12 protein-coding genes are annotated in these 16,881 nt (G+C 46.1%); 8 read left to right on the top strand and 4 right to left on the bottom strand.

The window, feature by feature from the left end; all coding sequences use genetic code 11:
• The first annotated feature begins 94 nt into the window (after window positions 1–94).
• The 3 genes from AC1RJL_RS08145 to AC1RJL_RS08135 all read left to right on the top strand — a co-directional run bounded on the left by AC1RJL_RS08145 (window position 95) and on the right by AC1RJL_RS08135 (window position 4,927).
• On the top strand, window positions 95–2,044 hold the full coding sequence (locus AC1RJL_RS08145) for a TonB-dependent receptor (RefSeq protein WP_492912751.1): 1,950 nt from the start codon (window positions 95–97) through the stop codon (window positions 2,042–2,044).
• Between the two features lie 94 nt (window positions 2,045–2,138).
• Complete coding sequence (gene cobO, locus AC1RJL_RS08140; protein WP_492912749.1) at window positions 2,139–2,810, top strand: cob(I)yrinic acid a,c-diamide adenosyltransferase; 672 nt, start codon at window positions 2,139–2,141, stop codon at window positions 2,808–2,810.
• Between the two features lie 89 nt (window positions 2,811–2,899).
• Complete coding sequence (locus AC1RJL_RS08135; RefSeq protein WP_492912747.1) at window positions 2,900–4,927, top strand: 5'-nucleotidase C-terminal domain-containing protein; 2,028 nt, start codon at window positions 2,900–2,902, stop codon at window positions 4,925–4,927.
• A 107-nt stretch (window positions 4,928–5,034) separates the two neighbouring features.
• Here AC1RJL_RS08135 and AC1RJL_RS08130 read toward each other — a convergent pair whose 3' ends face one another.
• Both AC1RJL_RS08130 and mprF read right to left on the bottom strand, forming a co-directional pair.
• Window positions 5,035–6,363: an AcvB/VirJ family lysyl-phosphatidylglycerol hydrolase gene (locus AC1RJL_RS08130; RefSeq protein WP_492912745.1), complete on the bottom strand. Its 1,329-nt coding sequence runs from the start codon at window positions 6,361–6,363 to the stop codon at window positions 5,035–5,037.
• Complete coding sequence (mprF, locus tag AC1RJL_RS08125) at window positions 6,360–8,942, bottom strand: bifunctional lysylphosphatidylglycerol flippase/synthetase MprF (RefSeq protein WP_492912743.1); 2,583 nt, start codon at window positions 8,940–8,942, stop codon at window positions 6,360–6,362. Before mprF ends, AC1RJL_RS08130 begins: the two co-directional genes overlap by 4 nt.
• A 157-nt stretch (window positions 8,943–9,099) precedes the next feature.
• Between mprF and AC1RJL_RS08120 the strand changes: the two genes are divergently transcribed.
• Window positions 9,100–9,291, top strand: a complete 192-nt coding sequence (locus tag AC1RJL_RS08120) for a hypothetical protein (RefSeq protein ID WP_492912741.1) — start codon at window positions 9,100–9,102, stop codon at window positions 9,289–9,291.
• A gap of 17 nt (window positions 9,292–9,308) precedes the next feature.
• Here AC1RJL_RS08120 and AC1RJL_RS08115 read toward each other — a convergent pair whose 3' ends face one another.
• Window positions 9,309–10,259 carry a lysylphosphatidylglycerol synthase domain-containing protein gene (locus AC1RJL_RS08115; RefSeq protein WP_492912739.1) on the bottom strand — a complete coding sequence of 317 codons (951 nt, stop codon included), beginning with the start codon at window positions 10,257–10,259 and terminating at the stop codon, window positions 9,309–9,311.
• 180 nt (window positions 10,260–10,439) lie between these two features.
• Here AC1RJL_RS08115 and AC1RJL_RS08110 point away from each other — a divergent pair, with 180 nt between their 5' ends.
• Window positions 10,440–11,699, top strand: a complete 1,260-nt coding sequence (locus AC1RJL_RS08110; protein ID WP_492912737.1) for a substrate-binding periplasmic protein — start codon at window positions 10,440–10,442, stop codon at window positions 11,697–11,699.
• 85 nt (window positions 11,700–11,784) lie between these two features.
• Here AC1RJL_RS08110 and ettA read toward each other — a convergent pair whose 3' ends face one another.
• Entirely contained in the window at window positions 11,785–13,449 is a 1,665-nt protein-coding gene (gene ettA / locus AC1RJL_RS08105; protein WP_492912735.1) for an energy-dependent translational throttle protein EttA, read from the bottom strand.
• A gap of 310 nt (window positions 13,450–13,759) precedes the next feature.
• On the opposite strand from ettA, the gene djlA reads away from it, so the two are divergent.
• From djlA to AC1RJL_RS08090, 3 genes are all read left to right on the top strand, one after another.
• The gene (djlA, locus tag AC1RJL_RS08100; protein WP_492912733.1) at window positions 13,760–14,704 is read left to right on the top strand and encodes a co-chaperone DjlA; all 945 of its coding nucleotides are present in this window, start codon (window positions 13,760–13,762) and stop codon (window positions 14,702–14,704) included.
• Window positions 14,705–14,796: 92 nt separating this feature from the next.
• Complete coding sequence (locus AC1RJL_RS08095) at window positions 14,797–15,021, top strand: hypothetical protein (RefSeq protein ID WP_492912731.1); 225 nt, start codon at window positions 14,797–14,799, stop codon at window positions 15,019–15,021.
• Between the two features lie 75 nt (window positions 15,022–15,096).
• Window positions 15,097–16,830, top strand: a complete 1,734-nt coding sequence (locus AC1RJL_RS08090) for a pentapeptide repeat-containing protein (RefSeq protein ID WP_492912729.1) — start codon at window positions 15,097–15,099, stop codon at window positions 16,828–16,830.
• Window positions 16,831–16,881: the final 51 nt, after the last annotated feature.

Genomic DNA, 16,881 nt, shown 5'->3' with positions numbered 1-16,881 from the left:
TCGGTGGAAATCTGTGTGTTTTTTTGGGTTTAAGCCCATTGCATCTTTTTCCGCTTTCCCCTCCCTCATCCCTAATTCAGGATTGAGGAATCTCATGTCTAAGCTATCAACCATCATTACCAGGCCAACCGTTAAGCCAACCGCCTTTGTACTCAGTGCCCTGAGTGCAGCCCTCCTTGCTGCGCCCCAATCGTTTGCAGCTGACAGCAAAGCGGACGACAAGAAACTCGAAACTGTATACGTCAGTGCGACCCGCAGTGAAACCGCGCCATTACCGGTTGCGACACAAATTAACATAATTTCTGCCGACGAAATTCGTGTGAGCGGTGCAAAATTATTAACCGAAGTACTGCGTACTCAAGCAGGTATACAACTATCTGATATGGATGGCAGTGGTATGCGCAACGTGTCCGTTTCCATGCGTGGTTTGAGCGGCGCCAACAACGTATTGGTGTTGGTCGATGGGCGCAAACTCAACAATCCTAGCCAGGAAGGTCCTGCGCTGAATGCCATCGCCTTGCGTGACGTTGAACGTATCGAAATTGTTCAAGGAAGTGCCGGTGTTCTTTACGGTGACCAAGCCGTTGGTGGTGTGATTAACGTAATTACCCGTCGTGCAACCGCAGGTGAGACTACAGGTTCAGTCGCTGCACGTAGCGGTAGCGATAACCTTGAAGACTATGGTGTTAACTTGAGCCAAGGGTTTGCCAATGGTTTGAGCTACAGCATTTCCGGACAAAAGCGCAACGCTGATAACTACAGAGACAACAATCAATCTGCATATGAAAGTGCATTGCTCAATGTGCGTTATGACAGCGAGCAGGGTTTTGTATTTGTTGAAGGCCAACAAATCAAAGACGATTTGCGCACTCCAGGTTCGATTAGTGATGCTCAAGCATTGATTGATCGTCGCCACACCTATTCGCCCAATGATTACAGTGATAAAGAAGCTGACACATGGCGTGTTGGCGGTGGATTGAATCTTTCCTCCAATTGGGCGCTGCAAGCAGAATATTCTGATCGCAATGAAGAAGGTGAATATATGTATTCACCTAATGCAACCCAATATTCCATGCGAATAAAAAGTTTAACGCCGCGTATTGTTGGGGAATATGTGCTTGCCAACGGACCACTGGTTGCCACTTTAGGCTACGACGATATTGATAGCGATTATGAAAGCAATAATGGCTGGAGTCCTGTTACTTCCAATCAACAACAACGCAGTGTGTATGCGCAATTATTGTATCCGTTACTGCCTAAATTAACGGCAACTATTGGTGCACGTTACTCAGAAGTAGAAGACGAAAACCAACTGCTATTGGAACAGCAAAAAGATAATCTCACTGCGAGTGAATTTGGTTTGAATTATCAAGCGAATGACCAATGGCGTGTATTTGGCCGTTACGCAGAAAGTTTCCGCTTTGCTAATCCGGATGATAACAATCTTGTTCCTGTTGGCGTGGTATTTTTAAAACCGCAAACGGGCGAGTCCTTTGAATTGGGAACGCAATGGCAGGGTGAAAAAGCGCAGGTTTCTTACTCGCTGTACCATATGACATTGAATGACGAAATTGTGCTAGACCCAATTGTCTACGCTAATATCAATTTGCCGGATTCAGAGCGCCAAGGTTTTACCTTGGATGCAGATACTCGTTTAAGTGATGAGCTAGCGCTGCGCTTTAACTACACCTTCACTGATGCTGAAGTTATAGATGGTGTTTATGATGGTAAGGAAGTTCCGTTTATCGCTAAAAATTCCGCGTCTGCAACAATCTTGTTTACACCTGTTAGCCCATTAACTCTTTCGCTGGAAGGTATTTACACTGGTACCCGTTATAAGGCCGGTGACGAAAGCAATACTAGTCCAACACTTGCACCGCTAACTGTATTCAATTTAGCTACCGTTTATACTTATCGTCAATTGGAGATCAGCGGTCGTATCAACAACCTCACCAACGAACTTTATGCTGGTTATCACTCTGTTTGGGGTCAATATCCACAACCAGAGCGTAACTACGAAGCGAGCGTTACTTATCGCTTCTAATAGCAATTATCCCATTTAATTGTTAATTTGATGCCCCCAGCCCTGCTTGGGGGCATTTTCTTTTTTGAACCAGACAAAACCGGTGGTAGTGAACATGACCGACAATAAAAATCCAAATGGCAACCGCATTGATAATAATGGTGTGCAAACAAAAGACAAAGTTAAACGTCATCAGGAGCGTATGCAGCAGCGTAAAGAAATTGTGGATGCTGCAATTGCACGGGCTGATGAAGAGCGCGGCGTAGTGATTGTATTAACCGGTGATGGTAAAGGTAAAAGCTCGTCAGGTTTTGGTACAGCGTTGCGTTGCCTTGGACACGGCTACAAGGTTGCGATAGTGCAATTTATTAAAGGTACCTGGGAATGCGGTGAAAAGAATTTTTTAACTGAAAGTATTTTCCGCGGTGCCAGCCCACAGTTGGAATATTTTGTAATGGGCACGGGTTTTACTTGGGAAACCCAAAATGCCGAGCAAGATAAGACTGCTGCTGAAGCCGTGTGGGCTGAATGTGAACACGTATTTCGTGATCAGGAAATCCATTTGGTGTTGCTCGATGAATTAACCTACATGCTTAATTACCACTATCTCGATAAAGATAAAGTGGTAGCTACAATCCAAAATCGCCCGCGCAATCAAAACGTGATCATCACGGGTCGCGGTGCTAAAAAATATTTGGAAGACCTCGCCGATACCTTCAGCGAAGTAAAATCAGTCAAGCACGCATTTAATGCCGGTGTAAAAGCGCAAAAAGGAATTGAGTGGTAAGTACTGACATAAAATTTTAATTTTCCATTCATATAACTGTCACTTCTGGCGTTTCTCATAACAAGCTAATTTGTTAATGGAGAGAGCCAATGAAGTACGTCAATAAATCTGTGCTGGTGCGCAGTCTGTTGTCTTGTGCAGTTCTTGCACTTGTTGCCTGCGGTGGTGACGATAATGATGGGAAAGTGAAAGATCTTCGTTCCGATTTAAACCAAACCCAGCAAGATTTAGCGGAAGCTAACGATAAAATCAAAGACCTTGGCTCGCAGTTGGATGCGGTTAAAAATTCTTCGTCTGCGGGCAAGCCTTTGAGTATGACCATTCTGCATATGAATGATCACCACTCACATCTGTCTGCCGAAAATTTTACGTACAACGTGGCATCATTGGGTCTTGCGACTAAAGATGCCGCATCTGCCGCAGTATCAAGTGTGATCGTTAACTACGGTGGTTTTCCAATGTTGACGTCATTGTTCGATCAATTGGCCCGTCAATCAATTAACCCTGTAAAAATTCACGCTGGTGATGCTGTTACCGGAACTCTGTTTTATTCATTATTCAATGGCGCTGCTGATGCGGCCATGATGAATCGAATTTGTTTTGATATGTTCGCATTGGGTAACCACGAATTTGATAGCGGTGACCAAGGATTAGTAAATTTCCTGAATGACTTGAACGGTAGCGCGTGCAACACTCCAGTGATTTCTGCAAACGTGGTGCCCGGTGCAAATTCTCCGCTGAAAAATGGCTTTATCAAACCTTACATTGTGCGCGACGTTGAAGGTCAGAAAGTGGGTTTCATCGGTATTGATATTGCCGATAAAACCAAAAATTCATCCAGACCTGATGCAGACACACAATTTCTGGATGAAACTACTACCGCGCAAAAATATATCGATGAGCTTCGCGGTCAAGGCATCAATAAAATTGTATTGGTTACCCATTATCAATATGAAAGCGATAAAACGCTTGCTGCCGCACTAAGCGGTGTAGATGTAATTGTCGGCGGTGATTCACACACCTTGTTGGGTAGTGCAACATTTACCGCATTAGGGTTTAATCCGGCTGGCGAATATCCTACCCAAGTCACTAATAAAGATGGCGATAAAGTCTGTGTAGTACAAGCTTGGGAATACGCTCACATCATGGGTAAATTACAAGTGGATTTTGATGCGGCGGGCAAAGTGACTCAATGTAATGGCCATCCTTATCTACCTATTTCCGATAACTTCACCTACACATATGCAACGGGTGATGTGCGCAGTTTGAATGCAAGTGATGCGTTTAAAGTTCGTCAAAAGTTAACGCAGTATCCCGAAGTAGTTGTAGCGGTGCCGGATGCATCAACTGAAAATTTGCTATCTATTTATTCAGCTGAAGTTGAAGTGTTAAAGCAATTGGCGATTGGTAGTGCTGCCGAAAACTTATGCTTGGTGCGCTTGCCTGGTGAGAGCCGCTCGACTATTTGTCCGGCAAGTGCGACTGCAGTTAATGGTAGCGATATTTCCAATATTATCGCCAAAGCCTTTTTGATGATCACGCCATCGGCAGATCTTGCTATCCAAAATGGTGGGGGTGTGCGTACCGATGTTGCAGCAGGCGAAGTCACTTTTGCTGAAGCGGTAAACGTATTGCCATTTACCAATACGCTAGTGACCATGCGTTTGAGCGGTGCACAAATTAAAGCGGTGTTGGAAGATGCAATGGAAAATACCTTGCGCACTGGCGGTTCCACTGGCTCATATCCTTATGCTTCCGGCCTGCGTTATCACATCAACGCGTCTGCAGCTAAAGGTTCTCGTGTAACCAACCTTGAAGTTAATTCGCGTGTTGCTGGAGCTTGGGCTCCGCTGGGTGATGCCACCATTTACACAGTGGTTACTAATGATTACATCGCTTCAGGACAAGATGGCTATACCACTTTTGGCCCTGAATTTATGGCGGGTAATGTTGTAAATACCTTCACGCTTTACACACAAGGTTTTATTGATTACATCAAAGGTTTGGCGGCTAATGGTCAATCGCTGCAAAAGTTGCCCGTTAGTGAATATAGCACGCAACAATATATTGGTCGCGATGGTTGTAATCACAGTACCCAGACCTGCACTGGTTATTAATAACTATCGCCTACAAGGCAATTGTAGATTCATTTGATCAGGCGCGAACTTCGGTTCGCGCTTTTTTATTGTATGTTAGTGGTTTGATTGTGCTAATGGCGCGTTATTTATTGCGGCTTGCGCATATTATCCAAAATAAGCTGGGTTAGTGTTTGATAGTTGCCATCAAAGTGGTGATCTCCTGGTCGATAAACCAGATGTTGTTCCTTTGGTTTCACGGCAATATTTTCCTGGATTTTTTCGCACAAGCTATCTTTTTGCTCGCTGTATAAACAGAGTGTGGGCCACTGATTCCAGTCTTTCATTTCCGGGTATAACAAGTGCGCAGCTTGGCCTGCTCCACCTAGCCAGCCACTTACGTGAAAAACAAAGTCAACACTGGTCGATGGGTTTAATAAGTTGACACTAATAATTTTTTCTTTAGTGTCAGAATTCAGGCGATTCACCATAAACGGCATTACGTCCGCGCCCATTGAAAATCCTATTAGCAATACACGCTTTTTATTCCACAGCGACAGATAGTGATCAAGCGTGGCTTGCAGGTCTTTACCTGCAATATCGGGTGATTTCTCCTCCCAGAAATAATTCAGTGAATTCCAGCCTAATGCGGCGATTCCCTGTTGCACTAATTGGTTGGTAATATCTTTATCGATATTCGCCCATCCGCCGTCGCCGGAAATAATAATCGCTAGAAGATCATTATTATCGCCAGTCTGAGTGGTGGGAAGTTCGATTAGCGGCAGAGTGGTGATAGTGTTTTTATTGTTACTCTCCTGTTGATCTAATTCATGCATAAAAGATTCCCTATCGCGCTGCCAGTTTTGCAGCACAGGAGTCGTTGGTATCCACTGTTGGATCAGGCTATTGGTGTTAAATAATTTCCATGGCGTCGCAGGCAGGTTGGTAATATCTAAAGCCAGCTTTTTTTGCTGCGGAACCCACTGCACCTGATCACTGCTTTTGCAGGGTGCGATTGGCATACTGATTTCATTTTGCCAATTGATACTGTAGGCGCCGCGATAAATACCTTTGGGGAGTTGCCCGAGCATTGCAAATAAATAACTACCCGCACTGCCAAAGCTGGTAATGAATGGCTGGCTAAAATGTTTGAATTGGTGATGTTGCTGAATATCTTGTGCATATACCGAGAGTGGCGTTGCTGCATCAAAACAGCTGGCATTGCGTCTGGCAATTTTTTCTAAATACACATCGATATTTAATACAGCGGTTAAATTACCTTGCCAGCTAAGCTGTGCAGCAAATTGTTGTGCCTGCCGTTGGTTGGCGGTATCGGTGAGAACCAATTCAACTCCATATGTGCCGCCAGCATAAATCCAGGTGTTATCAAAATCGCCCCAGCGTAAGACTTCTGGTTGGTATTGCGCATTGCATTGTAGTGAGATAATGACGATGAACCAAAAAAAGTGCCGCATCATTTTCCGAAGCTTCCGCGGATGCCACCTGAAATGGCATTGGTTATGGTAAAGATCACACGTGCCAAATGCCCGCCGCGTGGTAGCGCTAAATAAACAGGGTTCCATTGTGGATGGAATTTTTCTTTGTAGTGATGTAAGCCTTTGAAATCATAAAACTCGTTGCCCATGCGGAAAATGGATGAGCCGAGCCGGTGCCAGAAAGGTGCCAGCTCATCGTCATCAAGCCCTGCCAGCGGCGCCATGCCCAAATTGAATTTATGATAAGACTTTTCTTTTGCCCACAACATAATATTGGTGAGCAGATAATCCATGGCGCCTTTGGGCGCGCTATCGCCATAACGCATCAAGTCAATGGAGATTTCATTGGGTAAACCGGTGTGCAGCAAGTTTGCAAATGCCACAATCTGATCATCTTTGCAAACCACTGCTACATCAAAAAAGCGTATATAAGCATCGTCAAAAAAACCGAGTGAAAAACCTTTCTCGCGCGATTTTTTGTGATTTAGCCATTGGTCCGATATTTGTTTTAACGCGGGCAATATCGGTTCTATATCGGCAGCGCGAATAATGTGGAAGCTGAAACCCTCTTTGTTAATTTTGTTGATCGTATTGCGGAAAGAGGTCCAGGCATTTCCTTTGAGCGCAAAATTGCCGAGATCGACATGGGCTTCTTCACCCAGCTTGATCAGGTTTAAACCCAAATCAACATAGAGTGGCAAGTGCTCGGTTGCGATCCGGTAAAACACCGGCTTTGCGCCATGCCAATCTGCGCGGGTGCGGAACTCCTTTACCAGTGTTTTAAAACTGGCAGGATTACCGCAAGGATCATTTAATGCGATCCAGTATTTTTTAGTGGTGATGTAAGCAATAAATGCATCGCGCTGTTCACTCCAGAATAAATATTTATCGCCGCTCAAGCTAATGTAATGCTCGGTATTCTTTTGTGTGCTGATGATTAATTCTGCTTCCGCTAATTCTTCAATAGCGGGCAGCTGAGGTTTGTATTGGCTTCTGGATAGCAAATAATGAAATAGCCAGCCACACAGCGCAATGCTCGTTAACAATGTGGCGCGTAAGAAGCGCGATACATTCGCATCCAGCTCAAATTGCCACCATAACTCATGTGCGTAATCCACTTCGCGGTAGGCGATAAAACCAATCAGGATGCTCAGGCCCACTATCGCAATAATTAGCCCAATCCACTTGGGTGTGAGCCAATAACTATCGATATTGGATTTGCGGTAAAAATAGCGTTTGCAGGGAATAAACAGCAGCAGCAAAATACCCAGGAATATGGCCTCTTCATAGTCTAGGCCTTTGGTCAGGGAAAATAAAATTCCCGCACCCAGCAGTAGCAAGGTGAGAGGGTAAGCAGTATTGATTCGCAATAAAATAGCACGCGCGAGGATGATCAAAAAAATCCCGATAACGCTGCCTAACAAATGCGATAATTCAATCAACGGTAAATTGATCATATCCGTTAATTGCTCAAGTCGTCCCGGCAAAGCGGGAGTGCTGCCGGATACTAATAAAATTGCACCGGCAACTACCAGCAATAGCGAAAGCATCGATGGTAAACTTTTATGCAGAAACATGGAGAGGGTTTTAACGGTGTTCTGTACTGGCACTACTCCCGGTATTTTGTGCCAGCTATCGCGTAGTGCGATTCTTTGGTACACAATAAATACAATTGCGGCAACCACAAGTGGCAATAAAAAATACATCAGGCGATAAGTGAGCAGCGCCATGATGATAATCTGTTTGTCGTAACTATCACCCATTAAGTACAGGAATGTGCCTTCAAACACGCCTATACCGCCCGGCACCTGGCTAAATAATCCGGTAAGTTGCGCCACAATATAGAGTGTAAAAAACCACATGAAATGCATGTTGGTTGATGGATATAACAAGCAGTAAAGGACTACTCCTGCCAATAATAAATCGCAAATACCTGCAACACTTTGCAGTGCGGTAATGCGCGCGGGTGGAATCACCAAATTCAATTTCCACCATTGGATGTTATGACGACCGGTGGCAATTAATACCCAATAAATTCCGAGCAGCAATATCACTGCCCATATCAACCACGAAAAGTGTCCGCCTAACAATTGTGGATTGTGTAACTCTTGTGCGGGAATAAAAAAGTAGGCGATACACAATAAAGTGGCCGCGCCCAATAAATAAGTCACACTGGAGAAGACGATTATCTTGCCAATCTCAAACGCGCCCAATCCCCAGCCGGAATAAAAGCGATAACGGATTGAACCGCCCGTTACCATCGCGTGTCCGGTATTATTGCTCACTGCGAAGCTGATAAAACTTACCAGCAGCGTTTTATGCCAATCGATTTTATATTTCAGATGATGGAGCGCTAGTAAATCGTAAGTGGCTAATACGCTATATCCAAGTATCGTTGCCAACAAGGCTAACAACAGTGGCTGGCCGTGAAAGTCTTGCAGAATTTCCCCTGCACTTGCCCACGTCAGGTGATAGGTTGTTATTTCCCGTCCCACCATAAAAAAAGCGGCTAATGCCGCTAGCAGGGGAATTCCATTGGTCAGGATACGAGAATTAATCAAAGGCGCACCTATGGGTGAATAATGGGGAATGGAAATAGAGAAGTGGGGCTACCCTTTGGCAATGCAAGCGACAAGCATCATCGGATAAGATAATCTGGTTTCTTCCCTTTCGAGTGTAGTTGGTATTTTTGCAATTTCTTTACGGATTATTACAGGTATGTGTGATTTTAAATCGATTAAAAGTTCCGCAGTGCAAGATGTTCAAACGGCAATAGAGCAGGGTGCTAAAACCTTAATGGTGCAGGGCACTACTTCCGATGCCGGTAAATCTACTTTGGCTGAAGTTGCATTTATGGGTGATTTTTTACGGCAGTGGTCAGCGTTTTTAGCAACTGCCTGCTTGGTATAACAAGCAGGCAGTTGTGATTAATTATTATTTTTGGAGCGATTTCTGAAGCGGTTCATCCACTGATCATGTTCAAACAACACCACAAAAATCAGTGAGAGCGCGAAGGGGATCAGCAGGTAAAACAGACGGAAAATCAGCAGGGCTGCAACTACATCGGCTGGATCAACATCAGGTAGCGCCAGCAGGAACAGCACTTCTAACACTCCCAATCCGCCCGGTGCATGAGAAATCAGTGCTGCAGAAAAAGACGCCAGAAATATTCCCAGTACCAGCAAATATCCGGGGTTGCTTTCTTCCGGAAGAGCAAAATAAATAATGGCAGCAGCGGCCAGCAACTCCAGCGGACCTATCAATAACTGACGCCACACTATGCGTATTGATGGATATTCCAGCGAAAATTTACGTATTTTCAGTGGGCGGAATTTCAGCACGCTCCCCAGGATATACAGCGCAACCAGTGTGAGCATGCCAATACCGGCACTCAGCCCAACCCATACGGGTATATCTTCGTTAAACCGGTTCAGCATCGAAGGCTGGATCACCAGTACAATCCCACCCAGCAAAATACTGCCCAGTGCAAAAGTAAACGAGCAAAAAGCAACCAGAATGCCGACATCCGTACCGCTTAAGCCTTGCGAGGAATATGCACGGTAACGGACAACGGCGCCGGAAAACACTGATGCACCAAGATTATGTCCGATAGCATAAGCAGTAAAAGACGCCACCGAAATAAACCGCCAGGAGATCTTCTTGCGCAGATGCGATAAGGCCAGGCGATCATAGCCGGCAAGTGCCACATAAGCTCCTACTGTTGCCAGTGCCGCTAATAACCAGCCATCCAGCGGTATGGCTTGCAGACTGTCGACAATATCATCGTAAGAAATGTCTCTCAGCTGGTGATACAGTAAATATGCAGAAAAGGCGACAGCGAAGAGCCCGACAATCGGCCAAATATACTCTTTCTTCATAATCAATAACTTATTACAAAAGGTTGGGCGCATTGTAACCTGTTTACCTGCTAGCGCCTAAACAGCAATTGCCCCTTATCGAGGGCAATATTGAGCTTTTCCTTCAACATGCAAACTCATGTATCCAGCCTATACTAATTTTGTGTCATTGACGTTGGTCGATCAGGAAGGAGCGCGGGTATGCGTTGTGTATATTTATGGGGTTTGATCCTAATCGTTTTACACGCTGCCCATGGCCTTGCCAATCCGACAGAGAGCTCGACAGTCCCCCGGGTAACCGCCCCCATCAGCCTTGCCACTAATATCTCTTCTGCCTTTAGTGCGGATTTACCGGCGGGCAGCAACCAGGAGTTGTTGCCGCATTTGCAATGTATTTTCAAACAGATGGGGCGCGATTTTAATGTGCTGGTTATTCCCTGGCGGCGCGCTTATCAGGAGGTAAAGAGTAATCGCATCGACGGTTTTTTTACCGCAATTCCCATGCGGCAGGTCGACCCCTATGCTGTGCTTTCATCGCCATTGGTATTGGAGAATTGGTACTGGTTTTGGCGGGTGGACACTGTTGCCCCTGAATCCTGGCGTGAGGGTTACAAGCTGGGTTCAATTTTAGGCAGCCAGCAGGAAACCTGGTTGGATGATGCTGGTTATAAAGTGGATATGAGCGCAAATAATTTGCCGCAGCTGATTAAATTGCTGCAAAGCAAACGGATTGATGTAATCCTGGCGGATCGCGAGCATTTTGTGCAGGCCACTAAAGAAATAAAAATGGATGTTAATCGCTTCCAGTCCCGCTTCTTTCGCTACGTGCCCTTGGGTGTTTATTTTAACGAGCAATTCCTGAACCAGAACCCGGATTTTTTAGTAAAGTTCAATCAACAAATTATTGGTTGTTCTACTACACGTTTTTCACTTTCTGATTACGAACAGCAGCTGATTAAAGAATTGCTTACACGCAAAATTGAGCGCTGGAAACGCCTGCCAAAGCTGGAGGCTTTACTGAAAGAGCGCAACCTTAAATCGCGTCGCTTAACCAACCAGGAAATTGACGAGCGCGATAAAAAATGGACTCGGGCATTTTTGCAGGATGACTTTTCCTACTCGATTAAATTAGTCGATCAGGAAATGTCGGCGCAATTGCGCGAGATAAAAAAACAGTCGCAAGATACGATTACGGAAATCATTGTCACTGATGCACGTGGTTTAAATGTTGCGATCAGTGATATGACTTCGGATTATTGGCAAGGCGATGAAGAAAAATTTATCGAGGTATTCGCCAAACCAGTCAACACCATGCACTTTGGCGAAATCAATTACGATGAGTCAACCAAACGATTCCAGCTACATTTGAGTGTACCACTCTATTCAGAGGAAAAGTTTGAGCCGTTGGGTGTAATGGTATTCGGGATCGATGTAGAAAAAGTATTATCGCAGATGCAATAGAATAATCGTGAATAAGACGGATAAACAATCCAGCAAGAAAAAGGCCGCTCAAAAATGAGCGGCCTTTTTCTTGCTGGATTGTTTATTACGCTTTCAGCGGTTTGTACTTCATCCGCTTTGGCTGTGAGTCCTGACCTTTACGTTTAACAAAGTCCTCGTGGTAATCCGTGTAGTTGCCTTCAAAGAAAACAATATCCGAATCACCTTCGTACGCAAGGATGTGCGTCGCAATTCGGTCAAGGAACCAGCGGTCATGCGAGATTACCAATACGCAACCGGGGAAGGCGAGAATTGCATCTTCCAATGCACGCAGGGTTTCGATGTCCAGGTCGTTTGACGGTTCGTCGAGTAACAATACGTTCGCGCCTTGCTTCAGGGTGTTGGCCAAATGCAAACGGCCGCGCTCACCACCGGAGAGTTCGCCTACGCGTTTTTGTTGGTCGCCACCTTTGAAGTTAAAACGACCCAGGTATGAGCGCGAGCTGACTTCGTAGTTGCCGATTTTCAAAATATCCAACCCATCGGATACCGCTTCCCAAACGGATTTTTTATCGTCCAGGTTTTCGCGGCTCTGCTCTACATAAGCGACCTTCACTGTATCGCCCAGAGTAACGGTTCCGCTATCGGGTTTTTCAGTGCCGGCGATCATGCGGAACAAGGTAGATTTACCCGCACCGTTACCACCGACGATACCGACCACTGCACCTTTGGGAATACTCAGCGACAGGTTATCGATCAACAGGCGATCACCATAACCTTTGCTCACATTTTCCAGCACGATGACCTTATCGCCCAAGCGCTCGCCCGGCGGAATATAGATCTCGTTGGTTTCGTTACGCGCCTGGAATTCTTGCGATTGCAATTCATCAAAGCGGGCAAGGCGCGCCTTGCTCTTGGCTTGGCGACCTTTAGGGTTTTGACGCACCCATTCCAATTCGGTTTTCAAGGCTTTTTGGTGTGCAGCCTCGGTGCGTTGTTCTTGCTCCAGGCGCGCGTCTTTTTGCTCCAGCCAACTGGTGTAGTTACCTTCATATGGAATACCGTGACCGCGGTCAAGTTCCAGAATCCAACCAGCGGCATTATCGAGGAAGTAGCGATCATGGGTAATCGCCACTACGGTACCGGTGAAGTTGTGGAGGAATTGTTCCAGCCAGTAAACGGATTCGGCATCCAGGTGGTTGGTAGGTTCGTCGAGCAACAGCATATCGGGGCGCGACAACAACAGGCGGCAGAGCGCAACACGGCGGCGCTCACCACCGGAAAGTACAGTTACGTCGGCATCCCATGGCGGCAGGCGCAATGCATCGGCAGCCACTTCCAGGGTATGTTGTAGATTGTGTGCATCCCAAGCCTGGATCACGTCTTCGCATTTGGCTTGCTTTTTCGCCAGTGCATCAAAGTCGGCATCGGGTTCAGCGTAGTCGGCGTAAATTTGGTCGAGTTCAGCCAGTGCATCAACTGCTTCACGCACACCGTCCTGCACATTGCCCAGCACATCTTTGGCGGGATCGAGCTGCGGTTCCTGTGGCAGATAGCCGATTTTCAGATTCGGCATCGGGCGGGCTTCGCCGTTAAAATCCTGGTCCACACCAGCCATAATGCGCAGGAGAGTAGATTTACCTGAACCGTTCAAACCGAGGACACCGATCTTGGCGCCGGGAAAGAAAGAGAGGGAGATATCTTTCAGGATTTCACGCTTGGGCGGCACAATTTTGCCGAGCCTGTGCATACTAAATACATATTGAGCCATGGGGCTTAACCTCGTGGTGCAGGCGGAGGGAAATTAATCGACCAGCCGCCAGTGACAGGGAATTTTTTCAGCGGGCGTACTATAAAGAAAGCGATCATTAAGGGAAAGCGAGATTAACTGCATCTTGCTCCATCAAAATCCTTCACCCACTGTCGTATTCCTGACTTATTTTACCGTTGGGCTTTGATTCCAAACGAATGAGCAAGGGGCAAATCCTGAGCGCGGACATGACGCGTGCGCTAACGAACGGAACAGCCTGCAGTAATCGGCGAGGCTGACTGCCGAAATCCCACTTCTGCAGGCGGGCCATATGACGGTGTACATTGCGTTGGTAATACTGGGTCTGGGGCTGGTGATGTTTTATGCCTTCTCGCCCAAGAATATTTTGGCGACTAATGGTGCAACAAGTGATGGCGCATTATCCGGAACTCAATTGAATAACGTGCAGGATTTATTTTTTCGCACTGTCTTCATTTTATTGGGCTATGTAGCCAAACGCGATGGCCCGGTCAATGCGCAAGAAGTGAAGCGCACCGAAACCTTTATGGAAAAAATGGATCTGGATTCAAAACACAAGCGCGAAGCTATTCGCTTATTCAAATCCGGCGCCGACCCCGCTTTTAAAGTCCAAAAAACGCTGGATGATTTCAAAGGTCTTGCAAAAAAAAGCCCGAATCTCGCGCAAATCCTGCTGGTTTATTTGGTTAATCTCGCACGGGTAGACGGGGCGTTGGTCAATAAAGAAGTAGAGGCGGTTGAGGAAGTTGCTTTCGGCCTCGGTTATTCCAACATCACGTTTAAGCATCTACTGAAGATGATTTCATCGCAGAATAAGTTTGCGAAAGGTTTGGAGGAGGAACTCAATAGCGCTAAAGCAGGTAATCAGCAGACAAAAAAATCGCAGGATAATAATCAGCGAACTGGCGAGAAAAATAATCGCAGTGAGCAATCTGCCAATAGAGCCAGCGCTGGCGCGGATACCAAGCCCATCCTGGATGATGATAAAAGCTGTGAAGAGAAAACCCGTGATTTCCAGAGTGGAAAAGTAAATTTACAGTCCGCCTATGATGTTCTTGATATTGCACCAGGCGCCAGTAATGCGGAAGTCAAAAAAGCCTACCGTGTACTCGTCAGCCAATACCATCCTGATAAGTTAATCGGCATGGGTTTGCCACCCTACATGGTGCAAGCCGCCACTGAGTGTTTCAAAACTGTCCAGGCCGCCTACGACTATGTTCAAAAGGCTCGTCGCTGAGCCCCTTTTTTGCTCTTTCTACTCCGGTTTTGCCCTTTCCCGGCGACTGCTACTATATAATCTGCGCATTTTCTGATCCGGTATTTACTGCTATGTACCCAGTCCCCCAAGGTTATCGCACAGTTGCCGATGGTGACATTATTCAGCCGGGCGATCTGGCATTAGGCAAAATCACGTCTGCCTGTGGTCAAGGCAGTTACGGCTGGGCCAATGTTGCCCCCCACCTACTCGGCCAGGAATATTTTGCGGGTGCCCATGAATTGGGACATCCAATACTGTTGATCAGAAAAGTGTTGCCCACAGACAATATTGCGTAGAAAAAATGAGGGTAATTAACTTTATCCTCCAGGATGTACAACCACCTTATTATTACAGATGTAAAGTAAATAATTATGGCCAAAGAACGGATACTTCAAGAACTGAAAAAAGGCGCTTCCTCCTGGAATAACTGGCGTAAAAGCCAGGCGACAGGCGAGATAAATCTCGATGGCGTTGAACTGGTTGGTATGAATTTCAGTGAATACGATTTTTCGAAAATTTCGTTGCGCAACGCCCGTATTTCCCAATGCTGTTTTAAAAACGCCGATTTAATTTTGGCAAACCTGCAATATTCTGAATTGCGCGACAACGATTTCTCCCACGCAAAATTAATTGCCGCCAATCTCTCCAATTGTGACCTCAGCGGATCTGTCTTATTCATGGCCAATATGCTCACGGCTAACACGCGCAATGCACGGCTCGAGAATATTGATTTTCGCGGCCATGATATTAGTGGCTTAATGTTGCGCGATATTTCGCTTGCCGGAAGCAATCTTGAAGGGCAACAGCTCGCACGCGTAGATCTTACCAATTCCAATTTGCAGGGCGTTAATTTACAAGGTGCAGATTTAACTGGCACTTTATTTACCGCTGCGAACCTCACCAATGCCGATCTGCGCAGTGCCAGTGTAGCTGGTGCAGTATTTAAATCAGCGAATGTAAGTGGGGTTGATTTAAATAATATGGATCTGCACAAGGCCGACTTTACCGGTGCGAATCTAAGCCGCTGCGATTTGCGCCATGCCAATCTTTCCAAGACAAAATTGGCCGGTGCCAATATCACCGGCGCAAAATTATGGAAGATCGTAACTACCGGATGGAGTATCGCTAATATTGAATGCGCTCACGCTTACTGGGATAAAAACGGAAAAGAAAAAACGGTTTATCGCAACCATGAGTTTGAACGAATTTTTGCCGAAGCTATCACGATTGAATTGCGCTATCCCTATCGTTTGGTTGACCATGAGTTGGCAACCTTGCCGATTTTTATCGAACATCTGGCTGCGGTGCACTGGGGCACGATTTTACGCTTGAAATCCATTAGCGATGTTGCCGGCGGCGCGCTGGTAAAATTTGTGGTGGAAGAGGTGGGTAGTCACAATCCAACCGAATTAAAAAACCAGTTGCAATCCGAGGCGGAGCGTATCCAGCTGGCACAGTTAATGTTGCGCACTAATACCCAGCTACATTTGCAACTTAAGGAAAAAGTTGCAGCAATCCGCGAGGAATTCTGGCCGCGCTTACTTGAGCTGGCGGCAGATCATGAAAAAGACCAGGTGCGTAACCTCACTATTTTGTTTATGGATTTAAAAGGTTTTTCCAAATGGCGCGATGACGAATTATCGGAAAAATTATCGTTGTTCCGTGGATTAATAAAACCGATTTTAAAAAAGTGGGCAGCCGGTCATCCGAATATGGAAGGTGATTCGTTACGCGTGACCTTTACCAATGCCACTGCCGGTTTATCTTGCGCATGTATGATACGCAATGTATTAAGAGCGGCCGGTTTTGAATTGCGTATTGGTGTTGAGCTGGGTGAGGTTGCGGTAATCCACAACGAAGTAACCGATATTCCGGATTTGGAAGGCGTAGCGGTTAGCATGGCCGCGCGAATGGAGGCAGCAGCTGAGCCGGGTGAAGTACTCGTCAGCCACAAAGTCCGTCATTACGCCGAGCGCAGTGATTTATTTAAATTTACCCCGCGCCGTGTACCACTGAAAAAAGCCATCGGCGCAATAGAGCAGGGCGAGCATATCGAGTGCTTTGCTGTTGAAGCTACAAGAAACCTGCAAGATACTTTAGTATAAAGTCCTATCTTGGTTAAAAAATGCCGCGTAGCGTAATAAAAACACTACGCG

Source organism: Cellvibrio sp. GW822-FHT04B05 (assembly GCF_058800985.1).
The sequence above is the reverse complement of the archived record's forward strand: the minus strand, read 5'-3'. Positions and strand labels throughout refer to the sequence as shown.

Coding starts and splice junctions, on each gene's coding strand:
- ettA (WP_492912735.1), bottom strand. CDS start 13,449: ATGGCTCAATATGTATTTAGTATGCACAGGCTCGGCAAAATTGTGCCG.
- AC1RJL_RS08090 (WP_492912729.1), top strand. CDS start 15,097: ATGGCCAAAGAACGGATACTTCAAGAACTGAAAAAAGGCGCTTCCTCC.
- AC1RJL_RS08110 (WP_492912737.1), top strand. CDS start 10,440: ATGCGTTGTGTATATTTATGGGGTTTGATCCTAATCGTTTTACACGCT.
- djlA (WP_492912733.1), top strand. CDS start 13,760: ATGACGGTGTACATTGCGTTGGTAATACTGGGTCTGGGGCTGGTGATG.
- AC1RJL_RS08095 (WP_492912731.1), top strand. CDS start 14,797: ATGTACCCAGTCCCCCAAGGTTATCGCACAGTTGCCGATGGTGACATT.
- AC1RJL_RS08135 (WP_492912747.1), top strand. CDS start 2,900: ATGAAGTACGTCAATAAATCTGTGCTGGTGCGCAGTCTGTTGTCTTGT.
- AC1RJL_RS08115 (WP_492912739.1), bottom strand. CDS start 10,259: ATGAAGAAAGAGTATATTTGGCCGATTGTCGGGCTCTTCGCTGTCGCC.
- AC1RJL_RS08120 (WP_492912741.1), top strand. CDS start 9,100: ATGTGTGATTTTAAATCGATTAAAAGTTCCGCAGTGCAAGATGTTCAA.
- AC1RJL_RS08130 (WP_492912745.1), bottom strand. CDS start 6,363: ATGATGCGGCACTTTTTTTGGTTCATCGTCATTATCTCACTACAATGC.
- AC1RJL_RS08145 (WP_492912751.1), top strand. CDS start 95: ATGTCTAAGCTATCAACCATCATTACCAGGCCAACCGTTAAGCCAACC.
- cobO (WP_492912749.1), top strand. CDS start 2,139: ATGACCGACAATAAAAATCCAAATGGCAACCGCATTGATAATAATGGT.